This is a genomic window from Pseudomonas sp. FG-3G, assembly GCF_901007645.1.
In the GTDB taxonomy this organism is placed as follows: domain Bacteria; phylum Pseudomonadota; class Gammaproteobacteria; order Pseudomonadales; family Pseudomonadaceae; genus Aquipseudomonas; species Aquipseudomonas rhizophila.
Window position 1 is genome coordinate 382,390 of the sequence record NZ_CAAKGZ010000021.1, and the last position, 18,957, is coordinate 401,346.

At 62.0% G+C, this 18,957-nt stretch carries 13 protein-coding genes; 5 read left to right on the plus strand and 8 right to left on the minus strand.

Translation table 11 applies throughout. The features are described from left to right. Window positions 1-276 precede the first annotated feature (276 nt). Window positions 277-906, minus strand: coding sequence for a TetR/AcrR family transcriptional regulator (locus PSEUDOMOFG3G_RS14070; protein ID WP_139050342.1), 630 nt, complete (start codon window positions 904-906; stop codon window positions 277-279). A gap of 86 nt (window positions 907-992) precedes the next feature. Here PSEUDOMOFG3G_RS14070 and PSEUDOMOFG3G_RS14075 point away from each other — a divergent pair, with 86 nt between their 5' ends. Then, the gene (locus tag PSEUDOMOFG3G_RS14075; protein ID WP_139050343.1) at window positions 993-1,625 is read left to right on the plus strand and encodes an NAD(P)H-dependent oxidoreductase; all 633 of its coding nucleotides are present in this window, start codon (window positions 993-995) and stop codon (window positions 1,623-1,625) included. A 6-nt stretch (window positions 1,626-1,631) separates the two neighbouring features. Here the strand turns inward: PSEUDOMOFG3G_RS14075 and PSEUDOMOFG3G_RS14080 are convergent, their stop codons facing one another. Beyond that, window positions 1,632-3,194, minus strand: coding sequence for a murein L,D-transpeptidase (locus PSEUDOMOFG3G_RS14080; RefSeq protein WP_139050344.1), 1,563 nt, complete (start codon window positions 3,192-3,194; stop codon window positions 1,632-1,634). 180 nt (window positions 3,195-3,374) lie between these two features. On the opposite strand from PSEUDOMOFG3G_RS14080, the gene PSEUDOMOFG3G_RS14085 reads away from it, so the two are divergent. After that, window positions 3,375-4,037: a murein L,D-transpeptidase catalytic domain family protein gene (locus PSEUDOMOFG3G_RS14085; protein ID WP_047226636.1), complete on the plus strand. Its 663-nt coding sequence runs from the start codon at window positions 3,375-3,377 to the stop codon at window positions 4,035-4,037. 198 nt (window positions 4,038-4,235) lie between these two features. Further along, window positions 4,236-5,189: a class I SAM-dependent methyltransferase gene (locus PSEUDOMOFG3G_RS14090; RefSeq protein ID WP_139050345.1), complete on the plus strand. Its 954-nt coding sequence runs from the start codon at window positions 4,236-4,238 to the stop codon at window positions 5,187-5,189. Window positions 5,190-5,277: 88 nt separating this feature from the next. Here PSEUDOMOFG3G_RS14090 and PSEUDOMOFG3G_RS14095 read toward each other — a convergent pair whose 3' ends face one another. The 3 genes from PSEUDOMOFG3G_RS14095 to PSEUDOMOFG3G_RS14105 form a co-directional block, all read right to left on the minus strand. Continuing rightward, the gene (locus PSEUDOMOFG3G_RS14095; protein ID WP_139050346.1) at window positions 5,278-10,380 is read right to left on the minus strand and encodes a dermonecrotic toxin domain-containing protein; all 5,103 of its coding nucleotides are present in this window, start codon (window positions 10,378-10,380) and stop codon (window positions 5,278-5,280) included. A gap of 180 nt (window positions 10,381-10,560) precedes the next feature. Beyond that, the gene (locus PSEUDOMOFG3G_RS14100) at window positions 10,561-11,163 is read right to left on the minus strand and encodes a LysE family translocator (protein WP_139050347.1); all 603 of its coding nucleotides are present in this window, start codon (window positions 11,161-11,163) and stop codon (window positions 10,561-10,563) included. 53 nt (window positions 11,164-11,216) lie between these two features. Next, on the minus strand, window positions 11,217-12,053 hold the full coding sequence (locus PSEUDOMOFG3G_RS14105) for an AraC family transcriptional regulator (protein ID WP_139050348.1): 837 nt from the start codon (window positions 12,051-12,053) through the stop codon (window positions 11,217-11,219). Window positions 12,054-12,269: 216 nt separating this feature from the next. Between PSEUDOMOFG3G_RS14105 and PSEUDOMOFG3G_RS14110 the strand changes: the two genes are divergently transcribed. Both PSEUDOMOFG3G_RS14110 and PSEUDOMOFG3G_RS14115 read left to right on the plus strand, forming a co-directional pair. Continuing rightward, on the plus strand, window positions 12,270-13,346 hold the full coding sequence (locus PSEUDOMOFG3G_RS14110; RefSeq protein ID WP_139050349.1) for an aromatic ring-hydroxylating dioxygenase subunit alpha: 1,077 nt from the start codon (window positions 12,270-12,272) through the stop codon (window positions 13,344-13,346). Further along, the gene (locus tag PSEUDOMOFG3G_RS14115; protein ID WP_139050350.1) at window positions 13,343-14,293 is read left to right on the plus strand and encodes a PDR/VanB family oxidoreductase; all 951 of its coding nucleotides are present in this window, start codon (window positions 13,343-13,345) and stop codon (window positions 14,291-14,293) included. The genes PSEUDOMOFG3G_RS14110 and PSEUDOMOFG3G_RS14115 overlap by 4 nt, the downstream gene beginning before the upstream one ends. A 129-nt stretch (window positions 14,294-14,422) precedes the next feature. Here the strand turns inward: PSEUDOMOFG3G_RS14115 and PSEUDOMOFG3G_RS14120 are convergent, their stop codons facing one another. From PSEUDOMOFG3G_RS14120 to PSEUDOMOFG3G_RS14130, 3 genes are all read right to left on the minus strand, one after another. Then, window positions 14,423-15,136, minus strand: coding sequence for a GntR family transcriptional regulator (locus PSEUDOMOFG3G_RS14120; protein ID WP_047226532.1), 714 nt, complete (start codon window positions 15,134-15,136; stop codon window positions 14,423-14,425). A 256-nt stretch (window positions 15,137-15,392) separates the two neighbouring features. After that, on the minus strand, window positions 15,393-17,261 hold the full coding sequence (locus tag PSEUDOMOFG3G_RS14125) for a feruloyl-CoA synthase (RefSeq protein WP_139050351.1): 1,869 nt from the start codon (window positions 17,259-17,261) through the stop codon (window positions 15,393-15,395). 143 nt (window positions 17,262-17,404) lie between these two features. Then, window positions 17,405-18,853 carry an aldehyde dehydrogenase gene (locus PSEUDOMOFG3G_RS14130; RefSeq protein WP_076384959.1) on the minus strand — a complete coding sequence of 483 codons (1,449 nt, stop codon included), beginning with the start codon at window positions 18,851-18,853 and terminating at the stop codon, window positions 17,405-17,407. Window positions 18,854-18,957 lie beyond the last annotated feature (104 nt).

Here is an 18,957-nt window from a genome sequence, read left to right on the forward strand (position 1 = left end):
GAGCGTGCCAAGCCTTTGTCTGCCGCCCTGAAGTCATAGACCTAACGCTGCTTGCAACCCTCGAAAATCCCTGTGGGAGCGGGCTTTCCCGTGAAAAAGGCCGTCCAGTCACCTCATGCTTACAGGCGCTCGCCTGACGCTTCCATGCGCGGACGATTGCCTTGCCATGGTGCGATCCATCGCCTGCGGCTTCATAAAAGTGCAGTGACTGGGCTGACGCTATCGCGAGCAGGCTCGCTCCCACAGGGGGCTCGGGCCATTTGCGATGGGGAAGGTTCAGGTTGCGCCAGTGCGGGCGGCTCTATCCACCATCGCCACGATGGTCACAAAGAGCTCTTGCTTGGCCTCGGCGGCGCTGACTTCCCCGGTGGCAGCGGCATTGGACAGGGCTTCTGCCGCACCCAGCATCGCCCGCAGACTCGCCTGGGTGATGGCCCGTGTACCGGCGAACGGTTCCAGGACGGTTCGGCACTTGTCCAGGAAAATCGCCTCATATTCGCGCTTGATGCGCTCCAGTTCTGGCGAACTGGTCAGCGCCGCAATCACCCCCGGGATCTCCCGGCCTTGCAGCAGGACGCATTCGACAAACGAAGCAGCAATCACCTCGGCGCGGCTTTGCAGTGTCGGTTCGCTCGCTTCCAGGGCGGCGTCCATGAGCGCCGTCTGACGGGCATCGAAATCCTGATAGAGCGCCGCCAACAGCCCGGACCGAGTGCTGAAGTGGTCATACACGATGGGTTTGGTTACCCCCGCCTGTTCGGCGAGGCGGGCCAGGGTCAGCGCTTCGCTGCCCTCCTCTCGCACCAGCCGCCAGGCGACATCCAACAGCTGCCGTTGCCGATCCTCGCGAGACAAGCGTCGACGGGGAGCAGCAGAAGATCGCGAATTTTCATCAAGGCTTGACATGCTAACTTTACCAACCGTAACTTACTAAAGGTAACTTAACCAAGCATACCTGCTTGATACCGGTCATTGCCATGAGGAGTTTTGCCATGCACGCACTCATCGTTGTCGCTCATCACGATCCCCATTCCCTTACCCACGGCCTCGCGAAAAAAATCGCCCAAGGCCTGACCCAGGCCAATCCCGCCGATACGTTCGAGATCGCCGACCTGGCCGCCGAAGGCTTTGATCCGCGGTTCAGTTTCGCCGATCACGCGGTACACCACCGCGAGGCCTCACCGCCCATGGACGTTTTGGCCGAACAAGCCAGAATCGACCGCGCAGATGCGCTGGTGCTGGTGTATCCCATCTACTGGTGGTCGATGCCAGCATTGCTCAAAGGGTGGATCGACCGGGTGTTTTCCAACGGCTGGGCGTTCGATTTCAGCCTCGATAAACCCTTTATCAAAAAACTGCAGCGTTTGCAGGTGCATCTGGTGGCCCTGGGCGGGGCTGATGAGGGTACGTTCCTGCGCCACGGCTATGGCCAGGCGATGACCGCGCAAATCGACCACGGCATCTTTGATTACTGCGGCGCCCGGGTGGTCAGTTCCCAACGTTTGCTCGACTCGGAAACCCTCGAACCGGCGCTTCACCTGGACACTGCCTATGACCTGGGCCGGCGGCTGTTCCCGCAGTGCGAGAAGACTGCACAGGTTCAAGCCAGCAGCGAGTGCGCCTGACCGCCATCAGAGCACGCTGCCCTTGGCCGCGGAGAGGACTTGATCACGCTTGTAGATATCCGGGATGTACACCGCCTGCCCCTGGCTGTCGGCTTGCACTGTCCAGTAGCCCAACAGAATCGGCACCGGCCTGGCCAGCCTGAACTCATGAGTCAGCCCGCTGGCCAGCAGCGTGTCGGTGCGCAGACGTTCCGCCGGGCTCACCAACCAGTCGCGCAACTGCATGGCCTGTTCGACTCGCACACACCCCGAACTGAACGCCCGCGGTTCCTTGCTGAACAGTGACTGGCTGGGCGTGTCATGCAGGTACACGGAAAACGGGTTGGGGAAGCGGATCGCCATTTTACCCAGTGGATTTTGCGGACCGGGGTCCTGACGCAGCATGAGGCCGCCGGGATGCTCCCAATCGATGTCCTGGGCCAGTAACGGCAAGCCATCGCGATCGATCACCCTCAGGTTGTGTCGACTCAAGAACTCTGGGTCGCGACGAATCTCAGGCAGTTTGTCTTCACGCATGATAGTCGGGGGGATGGTCCAGGTCGGGTTAAGTGTCAGTCGTGTCACTCGGGACTTGAGCAATGGTGTTTCCCGGTCCGCGCGGCCCACTTGGGTGCGGGTTTGCCAGACCGCTGCGCCGTCCTGGTAGACCGTCAACCGGGCCGCCGCCACATTGACCAGTACGCTGTCCGGCTCCAGGTCCCGGGCCAGCCAGCGCATGCGCTCCAGATTGACGCGCAACTGCTCGCGCCGCATGAACGGGCTGATGTTCAGCTCCGTCACCGTCCATGGCCCCACTACCCCATCGGCTTGCAACGAATGATGAAGCTGGAAGCTTTTCATCGCTGCCACCAGGTCGGGGTTGTAGTGATCGTCGATAATCACGGGGGGCGCGCTGAAATAGCCTTCGCTGAACAATCGCTGGGCCAGGGCCGGTACGCGGGCGTCCCGCTTGTCCGGGTGCAACAACGGGCCGCCGGGCACCGGTTGCCATTCGGGCAAGGGCTGTTGCCGTTGCCGGGCGTAAAGTTCACGCAAGTTGCGATACAGCGCCAGGCTCGGCCGGGCCTGTTCAAAGGCCTCGTCCAAGTCGTGCAGGCCCGACGCGGCAATGGCCAACACCTCGGCCTGACGATCCTGCGGCAGCGGGTCGGCCTTCCACACCGGCTCCAGGCGGTCCTGAGGCAGGTAGCCGAAACGCAGCTCATACAGAGCTTGCAAATAGCGCTGACTGATGGCGATGTCTACACAATGGGGGTCTTGGGCGGTTTCTTCTGCGGGCAAGCTGTAGCGTGCCGGGTCCAGTCCGTCGTCGGCCAGTTGCTGCAACTGTGCCTGCAACGCCATCCGCCGCTCATCGTCCGACCAGACGTCCTGGCCTGCGTTTTGCTCGTAGAACGCCTGCAAACTCATCATCGTCGGAAAGTCGACGCCTGCGGCCAGCTCGGGACAGTTGACCGACAGCTGGGCCAAGGTGGTTTGCACCAATGCCGGATCGCTTTGCTCGGCTGTTGCGACCAATGGCGCAGTGAGCAATAAAAGGCTCAGGTAACATGCGGACTTTTTGAACAACTGCTTTACTCCAATCCATGGCCGTCTCGTTGACGGTCAACTTTGCGACAGGTACGACCCGCCATCATGCAAACAAACCAAATCGGACGGGATGCCGCAAACAAACACCACCGTGGGAATTTTCCATCTTCAGCAAGCCTCTTGCGCCGACTCTGCCTGGTCATCACCGGCCTTGGCGTGATGTGCAGCCCGGCGCTGGCCGACAAAGGAAATTCTCAGCCGCTTTACAACAGCCTCACCCACGCGGCGCCGGAACTCAATCCCCAAGCGCTCAAAAGTGCCTTGAGCGCCATGCAATGCGCTGTCGCCAACGGCGCTCGCCCAGCCCGCCACCTGGCGGTCATCGACTACTCGCAACCTTCCACGGCCCGTCGCCTGTGGATCTTCGACCTGCGCCAGAAGAAGCTGGTATTGCGCGACCTGGTGGCCCACGGGCAAAAATCCGGGGAAAACTTCGCCACGCAGTTCTCCAATCGCCTGGGCAGTTTCCAGTCGAGCCTGGGACTGTTTCGCACTCAGGAAAGTTATCAGGGCGCCCATGGATACTCGTTGCGCATGGACGGTCTGGAGCCGGGCTTCAATGACCTGGCCCGCGACCGCGCGATCGTGATCCACGCCGCCGATTATGTGAACCCGTTGTGGAGCGTGCGTCAGGGGCGCATCGGCCGCAGCCTGGGCTGCCCTGCCGTCCGCCCGCAGGTGGCGCGCAAGGTGATCGACAAACTTAAAGACGGGCAATTCATGTTTTCCTGGTACCCGGACCCGAGCTGGCTCAAGCGTTCGGCCTACCTCAACTGCCAGCCGCAACAGGTTGCGAGCATTTTGGCTACTAGCGGCAGTTAGGTAGCACCTTTGTGGCGAGGGGATTTATCCCCGCTGGGCTGCGAAGCAGCCCCAATGCAGCAGACTCCATCTTCCTGGCACACCGAGTTGGCAGGCAGGGCTGCTTTGCAGCCAGCGGGGATAAATCCCCTCGCCACAGATTGCACCTGCTGAAAGGCTGGTTAAAATGCCGGCCTTTCGCATTGCTGGCCTTGTCCGATGAACCCTGAAGCCCTTCAAACCCTGCAGACCCATTTACTGACGGCCCTGACCTCGGTGCCGGAAGAAACCCGGCGCCTGTTCCATGGCCGCGGTCGCTGCTGGCCGGGGTTGGAGCAGATCACCGTCGACTGGCTGCAAGGGGTGATGCTGGTTTCGTTGTTCAAGCAGCCTGAGCCGACGCAGTTGGACGATCTGATGTCCATGCTGCTCGCCCTCACCGTTACCCCGGCCTGGCAACAGAGCAAGGCCCATACGCTGGCCGTGCAACACCGTTACCTTCCCGACAGCCTTACCCAGTGGCTGGTGGGTGAGGCTCTGGACGAATGGACCTTGGTCGAAGGCGGCTTGCGCTATCGGATCGACCTGGGCAAGAAACAGAACAACGGTCTTTTCCTCGACATGCGCTACGGCCGCGACTGGGTTCGCGCCAACGCCAGCGGCAAGCGAGTGTTGAATCTGTTCGCCTACACCTGCGGTTTTTCCGTGGCAGCCATCGCCGGCGGTGCACAGCATGTGGTCAACCTGGACATGTCGCGCGCGGCCTTGAGTCGTGGCCGCGACAACCATCGCCTGAACGGCCATGACCTGAGCCAGGTGAGTTTTCTTGGCCACGACTTGTTCAAGTCATGGGGCAAGGTGATCAACAGCGGCCCTTATGACCTGGTCATCATCGATCCCCCCACCTTTCAGAAAGGCAGCTTCCTGCTGACCAAGGACTATCAGCGAGTCCTGCGGCGCTTGCCGGAACTGTTGTGCGCCACTGGCACGGTCCTGGCCTGCAGCAACGACCCGGCCACCGGCCCGGACTTCCTCATCGACGGCGTCACCCGCGAAGCGCCTGGCCTGAAGTTCGTGGAACGCCTGGCCAATCCCCCGGAGTTTCCCGACGCGGATATGGAGTGCGGCTTGAAGGCATTGGTGTTCACCCGCGACGATGGCTGCGCCGTGTAACGATGCCTGATGCGCCCCTTTGCAAGGGCGCTGTGGCGAGGGGATTTACGCCCTCGCCACAGCTTCGCGGCAGGTGTGCCGGCACAGGTTATTGCGGTCGCAGCGACCACCAAGGGGTGACCAGGCCAGTGGTTATCCGATGCACCATGGCCTCGACTTCCCGGCTCTTGACCGAACGGTAGATCGCCATGGTGCGCCGCAACTGGTCTTCGGTGAGCGTCACCGGCTCGCCTGCGGCCCAGTTCACATCCGCTACGGCCTCGAGCCTCACCCGATACCACATCGTCCCGGTGGGCTGGGTGATTGACTCCAGGGCGCTGGGCAGGTCGGCGTCCGGTTGCGCCAGGTTATCCAGCAATACCTGCGGCCAATGGGAGGGATCCACCGGCTCGCTGAAGGCATCCACCAGGTTTTCCTCCACCGTGTCCCAGATGGCCAGGCCGTCGAGCCAATCGCGAGACATCAACCCCAGATACGGGCGCCAGGCCTGTTCCCCTACGCGGGGCGTTTGATCATTGCTGTTGAATGTGTCCTGTGCGTCACTGAGCCAGTTGATGAAACCCTCACGGGTCATCGCGGCCCGGCGTTGCACAAGCTCGGGATATCGGCCGCTTAACACCTGGCCCCAATAGTCATAATGGTTGGTCAGAAACCTCGCAAAGTGTATGCCCTGGGGTTCGAGGCGGGCACGCTGAACCGAACCGAACATGAGGAAATGCAGCTCCAACTCGGCAACGTCTGGTGTTTGCCTGTCCAGAACCCGCGCTTGCAAGCGGGTACGCAGTTGGGCCAATTGCTGGTCGAAATCTGCGATACGCCCCGACAGCTCGGTATAAAGGTCGGGGTAGCCAGTGTAGTACTGCAGGATACCGGCAGCCCTCTGACGATCTCCCAGGGCCAGGCCGCCTGGTTGATCGGCGTCTGCGTCACGGATGGCGCCGCAGAACCAATCGATGAAGCGTCGCCCTCCGGCATCGTCGCGAGCCACTTCCAATGCACTCTTGAGGTCGGGGAAGTCACGGAGCCAGTCATCGACGGTGTAGCGAAAGGCCTCGGGGTCCAATGCGCGAAGGGCGCGGATCTGGGCGCTGGGCAGTGGATTATCTTCGAGCCAGAGCCCAAGGGTGTTCGTCTTCGGCATGTTGCCAAGGGCAGGAATCAGATCATCCTGGATGTTGCTGATGCGATTGCCCTTGAGGTCGAGGAAGATCGGATCGGATGAAGGCCTGGCCAACAGTGCCAGCGCTAATGCAGGTACCCGATCGAGCCCCGCGTTGGCCAGCTCCAGCTCCTTGAGGTGCGCAAGCTCCGGCAGATCGGGTAATTCCCGGCAGTTGTTACCGCTCAAGCGCAGGTCCTCAAGGGCCGTGGCGGCACGCAAGAATGCACTGCCCTGTTCATCCAGACGAAGGCCACAACGAACCAGGTCCAGCGCTTGCAATCCTGGTAAAGCGGTGATGGCCTCCAGCTCCTGGGGGGTGAAATGCAAGTTGTCGGACCAGACGAGTTCACGCAGGGACGGCAACTCAGCCAGGCGGCCGATGGCCGCGACCATATTGGCACTGACCACGGGGTCCGAGCCACTGCTCACCTCGGATAGCTGCAGTTCTCGCAAACCAGTAGCACGGTCGGCGCCGATCAAGGGGGCAAAGGTGTCCGCATTCATATTGAGCGGATTTCTGCCCAATGACAGCTCCTCCAGAGAGCGAAACTCACCCGCCGCTACCGGCACGGCGGTGAGCTCATTGCCATGCAGGCGCAGCGTATCGATATTGGGAAACAACCTCAGGAAATTCGAAGGGTCTTCGCTCAGCCCCAGATGAGCCAACGTCAGCTCTTCAATATGCTCGAAACGTGCACTGATGGGAGGAAGCCGGCCGATGTTCAACCCCGACAGACGTAGAGTCAGCTCGCTATCCTCCCTGAGCGGATCCGGCTCACGGCGCCAGGCGCGACGGATCTCCTGCGCCACCTCCCTGCGCATGGCGATGGTATCTGCACGGGTATATTCGCTCTCGACGGGGTGATGAACCCCCTCATGGACCTCCCACTGACGCAAGCCTTCGTCCAGCGTTGCCCAATCGTTGCTCAACCGCGTCACCAGGGTGTCCAGGCTGATGCCTTCGCGCCTGGCCTGATCGGCCAGGCTACGCTGAAGCCTGGCCAGCGATTCCCCGGCATAGTAGGGAAACAGGCGTTCAAGACGCCCTTCCACACGGTGGCGCCAGCCCTGCAAAGGAAGTTTCCCGCGCCCACTGAGCGGATAACCCAGGCGTCCGTTCTGCCATTGCAGGGCAGCTGCGTCGTTGCCCGTGCGTTTGAGCGACAGGTACGTACGCAGCCTCTGGCGATCGCCAAGGGCTTGCTCCACCAGCACCTTGCGAAGGTTGGTCGACGCCCAGATGTTCAAGCCGAGCGCGTTGCGGGCCTCATCCGGCATGGCTCTGAGCAGCGCCTCTTCGAGGCTCGAATCCCCAGCCAGCTCATTTCCCCTTTCGTCGAAGGGATGGTATTTCCCGCCGTCCTGGCGGATGACTTTCAAGGGGCCGTTCTCTCCCACCTCGAGCGGATCCAACAACTTGTCCGACAACAGCCGCAGGTGCAACCGGCCGTGCAGTTGCGGCGTATTGCCAAGCAGGCCCATGACAATGCGGTCCCGGTCCACGCTGCTTTCACCCCGCTCAAGGTTGCGCAAGGCTCGAGTCAGGCGCAGCTCAGTCAGAGCTTCTACGCATTGTTTACCCAGGCGTCCCGTCACCCGGCCTGCTTGCAGCCGCACCCGGTCCTGGCCCTGAGACTGCCGGGCAAGCTCGTTGGCGATGGATTCAGGCAGCCCGGAAAAAGCCCGAACTATCGGCGCGGCCAACGGATCGAGCCGGGTGGACGAGGCCATGCCAGCAGTCACCTGCGTAGCATTGCGCTCAAGATAATCGGCCCAGCGGCTGGCCAACAACCGACTGCTTTCGACCGGGCGCAGGCCTATAGAACTCTGCCCCAGCAGCACGCGCTGTTCGTCCGCGCGAAGACCGGCCAGGATACGCTCCGCCCAGGCATGATGCTCCAGGTCCGCTTTGTCCAGATCGAGAAAACGCGTGGTGGCCCTGTCGCCCACGGAGTGAACCTGCTCGCCATCGTGCACGCGCAGCGTCATGTCCGCAGGCCAACCGGGCAAATCCACAAGGGTTTGGGTGACCTGAATGTGCGCGCTCCCGGGTGCTTCACCCGCGCGCAAGCGTCCAACGGTCTGCTGCACCCATTGCCAGTTGCGTGCCTCAGCGAGGGCATCGGCGAATATGGCCGGCATTGGCTGCCCGCCAACTTGCAGGTAGCGCAGATGCGCCTCGCTGATACCGACCTGCTGCTGTACGGCCAGGAGCATAGCTTCGTCCAGTTCGGCGGGCGTCTCGACAAAGTTGCGCAGCAACTCCAGATTGCTTCGCTGCAAGGGATTGCGGTGCGCCCATTGCCAGCCACGCGCGCGGCTCCACTCCAGAGGCGGGGTCACGCCTCGGTGACCGGCAGGCAGACGCAGACCCAGGGCCTCGCCGGTGCCTTGCACCTCGAAATAACGACCATCGATCCGCACCCATGCCTCGTCTGGCGTACGCCAGACACCCCAGGCGTCCTGCTCGGCCTCCACAGGCGGCAAGCGTCGCGCCTGGAAGGGCGTGACATCGCCATTCCACAGCCGCGTCGTGCCGTCATGCACGGGCATGGGTTCAACGGCCCCGCCGATGAAACCCAGATAGGCACCTTGGGCGACCCCGAACAGCACGTTGAAGATGTGATTGATGCCTTCTTGCGCGTGGCCTTCGTTGAGCGCCTGGATACCTTCAAAGAACTCATACACCAGGCGCACCCCGCCCACCGCCGCCGCAGCCATCCCCATGGGAGCGCAGAACGGAATGAAGCTGACAGCCAGCATCAATGAACGCTCGGCAAGGCCTTCCCAATACTCCAGGCGTGCCAGCAATGCCTGCCAGTCCTGGTCCCGGGTCGAGATCATCAGCGCCGAGGCATTGCTCAGGGTATGGGTGCGCCATTCGTGATAGCGATCATTCCAGTGATCCTCGCGAACATCGCTAAGGGTCCAGGGGACATGGGGAACAGGCACCCGAATGCGCCGGGGATTACCCTCCTCGCCAAGCTCGCCTTCGCGCCAACCCACAATACGCGCGTGGATTTCCTGGAAAAGGTTGAGGTTGTCTTTTATCTCCCACTCCACTTGGTCATGCAGGGCCTCACCTAAGCGGGCCTGCAAGCGTACCGGCAGGTAACGCATCAGGCTCTGGCGGTAACTGCGTTTGCGCACCAGTTCGGTCAGCTTTGCGGCCATGGCCTGCAGGCTGGGAAATTGCCTGATCGGGGCCACCACGTCATAGGGCAGGTGCAAGACGACCGGGCGAACGCCTTTTGCGTCCCCTTTCAACCCCCAATACACCCGTGCGCCGAACAACGGCGCAGACAGCACCTCCAGGCCCTTGACCTCACACGCCAGGGAAGCCACCGGACGATCTTCGAGGCGCACCCCGACATAGGCCAACAGTCGCTCGCCGGTCTCGTCCAGGCGTCCATCCAGCTTCGCCTCGTACGCGTCATAGGCGAGCAGACTGCGCGCGTAGGCCATATAGGCGTCAGCCACGACAGGAACCTCGTCGCCGATAGGCGGCAGGCGTTGCTTGAGCAGACGCTGGTAGGCACCGCCCACATCCACCTGCCGACAGACTCGGGCAAAACTGGCAGGGGTCGTGGGCAATGCCGTGGTGTCTGACGGCGCGCCCCAACGGTAAAACTCTCCAGGCTTGCCCTTGATGAAAAGCTCGCCGGTTTTATCGAAAGAACTGCCGGTGGCCGCATCAGCAGGAGGAAAGTTGCGCATGGCGGCCTCCACCACCGACAGAGAGGGGCCGAAGTGCTCGCGCCTGACCCTTGCCCGCCGTACTGCGTCGCAAACACTGCCGCGGCCATTGATCGGGCGCCAGGCCTGCATGGGCGGCTGAGCCTGTAGCAAATCGAGTGTGAAGGGTTCCGGCGCTGGCAGGTCGATAAGCCGTGCGTTCAGCGCATCGCTGTCGCGCTGCAATTGCTGGGCAAGGACCTTGAAACGCTCTTGGCGGTGGCGCGAAGCTTGTTTCAACCAGGCCGGTAGCCTGGCCTGGATGAAATCGATATGGGAATCGACAGTGGACATGATGGACCTCCTTCCTTGGGGTCGATTAAGCATCTGAAATTTTGAAATACGCTAAGCCGGGGCGTGGGCGATCCTCTCCAAAATGAGCTTGTTTTTAAACCGCCCAACCGTTGCAAGGGGTTGCAGGTTCCATGGCCAGTCGCTGACAGGTCTGCATCAAATGCTTGCGCCTGATCAGGATCACACCACCAACGTCAACCACGCCGACATCAGCAACAACACCGCCATGATCCGATTGAACCGCCCCATGGCCACGGTGGATCGGCAGAATCTGGCGGCGCCGAGGCCCAGATACGCCCAGGCGGTCATGCATGGGATCGAAATCGCGAAGAACGCCAGGGACAGCCAGAGCACCCGCACGGTGCGGTCGGCCTCGGTGCCGGCGAAGACGCTGACCACCGCCAATGCCATCATCCAGGTCTTGGGATTGACCAACTGCAAACCGGCCGCCCCCGCCAAGCCAAGACGCGGACCCTCAATGGGTCGTTCAGGGTCGATGGCCTGGACTGGCGTGCTGAATATTTGCCAGGCCATCCAGCTCAACCAGGCAATTCCGGCCCATGACAGCAAAGTCTGGAGCGTTGCATGACGGGCCAGCACATCGCCCAATCCGGTGCCCACCAACAGCACCAACAAGGCTGCGGCGGCGCAGGCGCCGAGGATGATTGGCAAGGTGGTCGCCAGGCCAAAGCGCGAGCTGTGGCTCAGCACCAGGATATTGGTCGGGCCCGGGGTGATGGAGGCAACAAAGGCGAACAAGGCGAACGGCAGCAACTGGTCCATGGAGCAACATCTCGGTGAATGATCGTAGCCTGATCATCCCCACCCAACCGCGCTCAGTCTGGAACGTTTGAGCAACGCTTGCGGTAGTCCGCCGGGCTCAGGCGATAGGCGCGCTGGAACCAGCGACCCAAATGACTCTGGTCGGCAAACCCGAGTTTCGCCGCCACCGCCACCGCGCTTTCGCCACGGGCCAGCAAGCGCCGGGCCCGGGCCAGGCGTAACTGGATCAGATAGGCATGGGGGGCGAGACCGAACGCGGCCTTGAACGCCCGGGTCAGGCGAAAACGGTCCACCCCGGTGACCCGTGCCAGGTCATCCAGCCCGATGTCTTCACTCAGATGACTGTGCAGATAATCACGGGCCTGCTGCGCCACCAATGGCAGGCGCGGATCGGGATTGATCCGCGCACGCCAGTGCAGGTGCTGGGTCAGGTTGGCCAGCAAGGTGTCGAGGGCCGTCTGGCGCACGATGCGCATCTCCTGCTGATGCAAACTCTGGAACGCCATGGCCGTGGCGCTCGCCAGCCGCGCATCGTCGGCCAGGGTGGCGGCAAATCCCAGCTGTGCATTATCCGGAGCCACGTCGAACAACGACCGCAGTTCGCGCTCCAGCCACTGTGGCTCGAGGTACAACGTGCGATAGGTGAAACCGCTGGCGTGGGGCGCGTTGCCGTCATGCAACTCCCCAGGCTCGAGCAGAAACACCTTGCCCGGCGTGCTGTTGTGCTGCTGGCGGCGACAATGGAACTGCTGCACGCCCTGTTCGGTCACGCCCACCAGATAGGCGTCGTGCCAATGGGGATCGTAGGCATGCCCCTCGAAATGCGCGCGCACGGTCTCGATGCCGGACGTGGCGTCCTGCTTGAGATCGATCCAGTTGCGCGTTGTCATGGGCAGTCTCGTTTTGTGTATCAGCACAAGCAGGTTAACCCCTGGCGGCGAGGGTGTCTGGAAAATTTGTGCAGTTTTGTTTTCGTCGAAAACGAAGCAAATGGATCCATTAAAGACTGCCAACCGTCTACCAGGACACCAAAAATATTGACAACCGAAATAGTTAAGAGAGTTAATGGATCCATAAGCACAACAACATCCGCCCGGAGATCCGTCATGTATCCCAAGAACACCTGGTACGTTGCCTGCACCCCCGATGAAATCGCTGACAAACCTCTGGGCCGCCAGATCTGCGGCGAGAAGATGGTTTTCTACCGTGGGCATGAAGGCAAGGTCGCGGCTGTCGAGGACTTCTGCCCCCATCGCGGCGCCCCGCTCTCTTTGGGTTATGTCGAAAACGGTAACCTGGTGTGCGGCTATCACGGGCTGGTGATGGGGTGCGACGGCAAGACCGTCGAAATGCCCGGGCAACGGGTCCGGGGATTCCCTTGCAACAAGACGTTTGCGGTGCAGGAGCGTCATGGGTTTATCTGGGTCTGGCCCGGTGACCAGGCCTTGGCTGACCCGACGCTGATCCATCATCTTGAATGGGCCGAAAGTGACGAGTGGGCTTACGGCGGCGGCCTGTTCCATATCCAGTGCGATTACCGCCTGATGATCGACAACCTGATGGACCTGACCCACGAAACCTACGTGCACGCCTCCAGCATCGGCCAGAAGGAAATCGACGAGGCGCCGCCGGTGACCACGGTCGAAGGTGACGAAGTGGTCACCGCCCGGCACATGGAAAACATCATGGCCCCGCCCTTCTGGCGCATGGCCTTGCGCGGCAACAACCTGGCCGACGACGTGCCGGTGGACCGCTGGCAGATCTGCCGTTTCACCCCGCCCAGCCACGTCCTGATCGAAGTCGGCGTGGCCCATGCCGGCAACGGCGGGTATCACGCCGCGCCGCAGTGCAAGGCGTCCAGCATCGTGGTGGACTTCATCACCCCGGAAACCGAGACATCCATCTGGTACTTCTGGGGCATGGCCCGGCACTTCCAGCCCCAGGACGAAGCACTGACCGCCAGCATTCGCGAAGGCCAGGGCAAGATTTTCAGCGAAGACCTGGAGATGCTCGAACGCCAGCAGCGCAACCTGCTGGATCACCCGCAACGCAGCCTGCTCAAGCTCAATATCGATGCCGGCGGCGTGCAGTCGCGTCGAGTGCTGGATCGTTGGATTGCCCGTGAGCGCGAGCCACAAGCGGGATTGATTGCCAGCACCCATCAGGGAGAGCAGCGAGCATGATTGAAGTCCAGGTCACGGCCCGACACAACGAAGCCCAGGACATTTGCAGCTACGAGCTGACGAGTGTCGACGGCCAGCCTTTACCGGCGTTCACCGCCGGTGCCCATATCGACGTACACCTGCCCAACGGCATGATTCGTCAGTATTCGCTGTGCAATCATCCCGAGGAACGGCATCGCTACCTCATCGGGGTGCTCAAGGATGCCGCGTCCCGAGGCGGTTCGCGCAGTTTGCATGAACAGATTCTGCCAGGCGCGCGCTTGCTGATCAGCGAACCGCGCAACCTGTTCCCCCTTGCCCCCGAGGCTCGAAGTAGCCTGCTGTTTGCCGGCGGTATCGGTATTACGCCGATCCTGTGCATGGCCGAACACCTGGCCCAGAGCGGTGCGGCGTTCGAACTGCATTACTGTGCCAGGTCCAGGGAGCGTGCAGCCTTTATCGAACGCTTGCGCCAATCGCCTTATGCCGACCGGGTGTTTCTGCACTTCGATGAAGAGCCTGCAACCATGCTGGACGCTGCCAGGGTCCTGGCCGCCCCCAGTGAGGATCTGCACCTCTATGTGTGCGGTCCCGGTGGCTTCATGCAGCATGTCCTCGACACCGCCAAGGTTCAGGGCTGGCGGGAAAGCTGTGTGCACCGCGAGTACTTTGCCGCTGCGCCCACCGACACCCGCGCGGACGGCAGCTTCTCGGTGAAAGTCGCCAGCAGCGGTCAGGTCTTCGAAGTACCCGCCGACCGAAGCGTGGTCCAGGTGCTGGAAAGCCATGGCATCGAGATTCCGATCTCCTGCGAACAGGGCGTGTGCGGCACCTGCCTGACGCGTGTGCTGGAAGGTGTGCCGGAGCACCGGGATATGTTTTTGACCGAGGCTGAACAGGCTTGCAACGACCAGTTCACGCCGTGCTGCTCCCGCTCGAAGACGCCACTTTTGGTGTTGGATATCTGACCCAATACCCTGAGGGAAGAGCTTTGTGGGAGCAAAGCTTGCTCGCGATGGCGGCGACTCAGTCAGCATTGCTATCGGCTGACAGACGGCTATCGCAAGCAAGCTTAGCTCCCCCAGCCGTATGCGCGCTCACTGCGACCGAACAATCACCTTCATCCGCTCATCAGCCAACGTCGAGCCGAACACCTCGGCATAACGCAAAGTCGCATTGGCATGTTCGCGCATGATTGCCTCGGCGCGGGCTCCCTGGCGATGGATCAGCGCATCGAACACCGAGTGGTGCTGCATGTGGGCGTAGTTGAAGCGGCGAAATTCGCCGGCCATGTTCTGACGATCCACCGCCAGGGCGGTGACTGAGGCAAATGGCAGGTGATCGTTGCGAGCCAGGGCATCGGCAATCGCCGGGTTATGGCTGCCCTCGACGATCACCTGATGAAAGCGCATGTTCAAGTCGTGATAGACCTCAAGGTCATCCTCGGTCACATAGCCCTTGGCAAACAGTTCGTCGCCCTGCACCAGGCATTGTTCAAGTGCCGCTCGCCCCTCTTCGGATAAGCCACGCTCGGCCGTTTGCCGCGCGGCCAGGCCTTCGAGCACACCACGCACTTCCACGGCCCCGGCGATTTCCTCGGCACTGACCGAGCGCACCTGGAATCCGCGACCACCGAAGCGCACCAGCAGCCCTTCCTGCTCCAGGGTACGAAACGCCATGCGCACCGGCATTCGCGAAACACCGAACAACTCAGCCGTGGGAATTTCCATCAAGCGCTCACCGCCCGCCAGCTCGCCTGAGGCGATCATCCTGCGCAATGCGACCAGCACCGTTTGGCCGGGCTTACTCATCCAGGTTCTTCCAGAGAAAACAGAGTCGCCATAGTAGAAGGCTTGGGACGGTGTGTCACGGCGGGGGTATGGAGCGAACGCAAGAGCAATCGAGCGCAGGAAAATCAGCGGGGCAGGCAGACCGCCATCGCGAGCAGGCTCGCTCCCACAATGGGTCCGCCATAGATCCTTGTCGGAGCGAGCCTGCTCGCGATGGCGGCAGACCAGACAACATTGATGGCAAGCCTTGCTGTCACGGATTTTGGGTCTGGACCGACTAGTTCGCCCGCAGGATCGACAGATCTTCGCCGCAATACAGCGCCTCGACTTTCGCCGCGCGCCATTGCAACACCGCCCGTTGGTTGATCGAGCCCTTATCGGTGATTTCACCACGATCGATGGAGGGCGGCTCATCGAGCAAGGCAATCCACTCTACGCGGCTGGCGTTGCCGCTCGCCTCGCGGTTAAGACGTTGCAGCCAATCGGCAAACCACTGGCGTACCGGTCGGCTGGCCAAGACCTCGGCATCGCTGGCGCTCGGGGACAGGCCTGACAAGCGCCGGCATTCAGCCAGCCGTGGGAACACCAGCGCGCCCAGGCACTCGCGATCCGGCGCGGTCACCACCAGGTCCTGGACATACGGGGTCCCCTCCAGCACCGCCCGGTTACGCAGCGGCCCGACACTGACAAACACCCCAGAGGACAGCTTGAAGTCCTCGGCTATCCGTCCGTCAAACATCAGGCCCAATTGCGGGTCATGGGGATCGGCCAACTTGATCGCATCGCCGGAACAGTAAAAACCGTCTTCGTCGAACACCTCAGCGGTCTGCTGCGGCGAGCGCCAGTAGCCGGGCATGATGTGCGGTCCGCGGAAGCGCCCTTCGAACTTGCCGTCCACCGGCACCAGCCGCACCTCGCAGCCGGGTGCCGGCAAGCCGATGTAACCGGCCATGGACAACGGCCCGGTGGTAAAAGTGCAGGACGGCGACGCCTCCGTCATGCCCAGCCCGGCCATCATGCGAATGCGTTCGCCGCAATGCTGTTCGGCGACCTTGTCGAGCCGGTCCCAAGTACTTTGGGACAGACCCGCTGCCGCAAAAAAGAACAGACTGATGCGCTCGAAGAACCGCTCGCGCAACTCGCCGTCCTGCTCCAGGGCACTGACCAACTCTTCCCAACCTTTGGGCACGGTCAGGTACGCAGTGGGAGAAATCTCCTTGAGGTTGCGCAAGGTTTCGGCGAAGCCCTGGGCGGTGGGCTTGCCGTCGTCCAGGTAAAAGGTGCCGCCGTTGTACAACACGATGCCGACGTTGTGACTGCCACCGAATGTGTGGTTCCACGGCAACCAATCCACCAATACCGGCGGCGCTTCACCGAACACCGGAAAGGTCTGCAACAGCATTTGCTGATTGGCGCAGAGCATGCGTTGGGTCGTGATCACAGCCTTGGGCAGCTTGGTGGAGCCCGAGGTGAAGAGAAACTTGGCAATGCTGTCCGGTCCGGTGGCGGCAAAGGCCCGCTCGGCCTCAATACCACCGGGTTGCGCCAGCAGGCTGGCAAAGCTTGCCCTGGACCTTGCGGCCATTTCCCCACGTACCGTGATCAAGGGAATGTCCGCCGGCAACACCGCATTGATCGCCCGCTCAAACGGCGCGGCCTCGCTGACAAACACCAGCCCCGGCTGCAACAAATCGCAAACGTGTCGCAGCTTGGCGAAATCCTGGGACAGCAACGAATAGGCCGGCGACACCGGGCAATAAGGGATCCCGGCGTACATCGCGCCAAGGGCCATTTGCAGGTGCTCGATGTCATTACCCGATAGCAGCGCCAGGGGCTTTTCGGCTGACAGGCCATAGCTCAACAAACCTTGAGCGATGGCCCGCACGCTGTCGAGCATCTGAGCATAGCTGACTCGCCGCCAGTCCCCACCCGCCTGGCGGGCTGCAATAAAGGTCTGTTGCGGGCGCACCTCGGCCCAATGCACCAGGCGATCGAGCAAGCGCGTCGGCAACGCAGCCAACGGCTCCAGGGAGCGCATGTGCAGGATGCCCTGTTCTTCTCTGACTTCAACGGCTGGATGACCAATCGACACCTGGCGATAGCGCCCGGGGCCGGCTCGGGAGGACGATCTGAACTCAACACTCACGTACATTTCCTCCATCAAGGCACGCCGAACCCGCGCGAAGCGAGCGGAGCGTGGCAGCATCTGGCTGCGGCCTTGTTATTGTTATGTCTGGCCTGCATCGGGCCGGCGATGTCCACGCGCCGCCGCCCGCAATGCGACAGATATCAGATCGGGTAATGCCGGGCGCCGTTCTGCATCGTCACCCAGCGCAACTGGGTGAAATGCTCGATGGACGCCTTGCCGCCAAAACTGCCGTAACCGCTGGACTTGACCCCACCGAAGGGCATCTGCGCCTCGTCGTGCACGGTCGGACCATTGATGTGGCAGATGCCCGACTCGACCCGTTGGGCCAAAGCCAACGCCCGAGTGGTATCGCGGCTGAAAATGGCTGCCGAAAGGCCGAACTCGGAGTCGTTGGCCAGGCGCAACAAGGCTTCGTCGCCTTCACCACGCAGCAACACGGCCACCGGACCGAAAGACTCTTCGCGGTACAGGCGCATGTCTGGAGTGACGCCGTCGAGCAAGGTCGGCTGCAGAATGCTGCCGTCCAGTTGCCCTCCCGCCACCAGCGTCGCGCCTTTGGCCAAGGCATCGTCGATCAACCCCTTGATACGCTGGCCGGCACTGACGTCTACCAGCGAACCCAATACCGAATCACCGGCCGCAGGATCACCGGCACGCAAGGTGGCGATCTTGGCGCTCAGCCGGGAAACAAAGGCATCGGCCACGCTGGCATCGACGATCAGCCGCTCGGTGGACATGCAAATCTGCCCCTGATTGAAGTACGCCCCGAAGGCGGCTGCTTCTACCGCTGCATCCAAGTCAGCGTCATCCAGCACCAGCAACGGCGCCTTGCCGCCCAGTTCCAGTAATGCCGGCTTGAGGTGGCGCGCCGATAGTTCGCCAACGATGCGCCCGACATGGGTCGAGCCGGTGAAATTGACCCGGCGTACCGCCGGGTTGGCGATCAGCCGCGCGACAATGGCCGGCGCATCTGCCGGGGCATTGCAGATGACATTGACCACGCCATCGCCCAGTCCGGCGTCCTGCAATACCTGGCCAATCAAGCGGTGCACCGCCGGGCTGATTTCAGAAGCCTTGAGCACCACGGTGTTGCCGCAGGCCAGCGGCATGGCGATGGCGCGGGTGGCGAGAATCACCGGGGCATTCCACGGCGCGATACCCAGCACCACGCCGCAAGGCTGACGCAGGGCCATGGCAAAACTGCCGGGCACATCCGAAGGAATGATTTCGCCGTTGATCTGGGTGGTCATGGACGCGGCTTCGCGCAGCATATTCGCCGCCAGATGCACGTTGAAACCGTACCAGTTGGCCATGGCGCCCGTCTCGCCGGCGGCGGCGATGAACTCGCCAGTGCGCGCCTGCAATTGCTCGGCGGCACGCAGCAGACGCGTGCGTCGCTCATTGGGCGCCAGCGCTGCCCAGGCGGGAAACGCAGCTTGCGCGGCGGCCACGGCGGCGTCGGCATCCTCCAACGTGGCAGCCGCCACACGGGAGACCACTTCACCGGTTACCGGATTGCAACGCTCGAAAGTCCGACCGTCACGGGCGGGGCACGACTGGCCGCCGATCAACAGGGGCACGTCCAGCATGGTGATTCCTCTTTATTGTCTTTATAGGGAACACATTCACAGTAGCGCCAAGGGCTTTTGAACAACAGCCTGCGGGCGCAGGATAGACACCCGCCGCGCCGTCG

Coding starts and splice junctions, on each gene's coding strand:
- PSEUDOMOFG3G_RS14120 (WP_047226532.1), bottom strand. CDS start 15,136: ATGAGTAAGCCCGGCCAAACGGTGCTGGTCGCATTGCGCAGGATGATC.
- PSEUDOMOFG3G_RS14105 (WP_139050348.1), bottom strand. CDS start 12,053: ATGACAACGCGCAACTGGATCGATCTCAAGCAGGACGCCACGTCCGGC.
- PSEUDOMOFG3G_RS14100 (WP_139050347.1), bottom strand. CDS start 11,163: ATGGACCAGTTGCTGCCGTTCGCCTTGTTCGCCTTTGTTGCCTCCATC.
- PSEUDOMOFG3G_RS14075 (WP_139050343.1), top strand. CDS start 993: ATGCACGCACTCATCGTTGTCGCTCATCACGATCCCCATTCCCTTACC.
- PSEUDOMOFG3G_RS14070 (WP_139050342.1), bottom strand. CDS start 906: ATGTCAAGCCTTGATGAAAATTCGCGATCTTCTGCTGCTCCCCGTCGA.
- PSEUDOMOFG3G_RS14130 (WP_076384959.1), bottom strand. CDS start 18,853: ATGCTGGACGTGCCCCTGTTGATCGGCGGCCAGTCGTGCCCCGCCCGT.
- PSEUDOMOFG3G_RS14090 (WP_139050345.1), top strand. CDS start 4,236: ATGAACCCTGAAGCCCTTCAAACCCTGCAGACCCATTTACTGACGGCC.
- PSEUDOMOFG3G_RS14095 (WP_139050346.1), bottom strand. CDS start 10,380: ATGTCCACTGTCGATTCCCATATCGATTTCATCCAGGCCAGGCTACCG.
- PSEUDOMOFG3G_RS14115 (WP_139050350.1), top strand. CDS start 13,343: ATGATTGAAGTCCAGGTCACGGCCCGACACAACGAAGCCCAGGACATT.
- PSEUDOMOFG3G_RS14085 (WP_047226636.1), top strand. CDS start 3,375: ATGTGCAGCCCGGCGCTGGCCGACAAAGGAAATTCTCAGCCGCTTTAC.
- PSEUDOMOFG3G_RS14110 (WP_139050349.1), top strand. CDS start 12,270: ATGTATCCCAAGAACACCTGGTACGTTGCCTGCACCCCCGATGAAATC.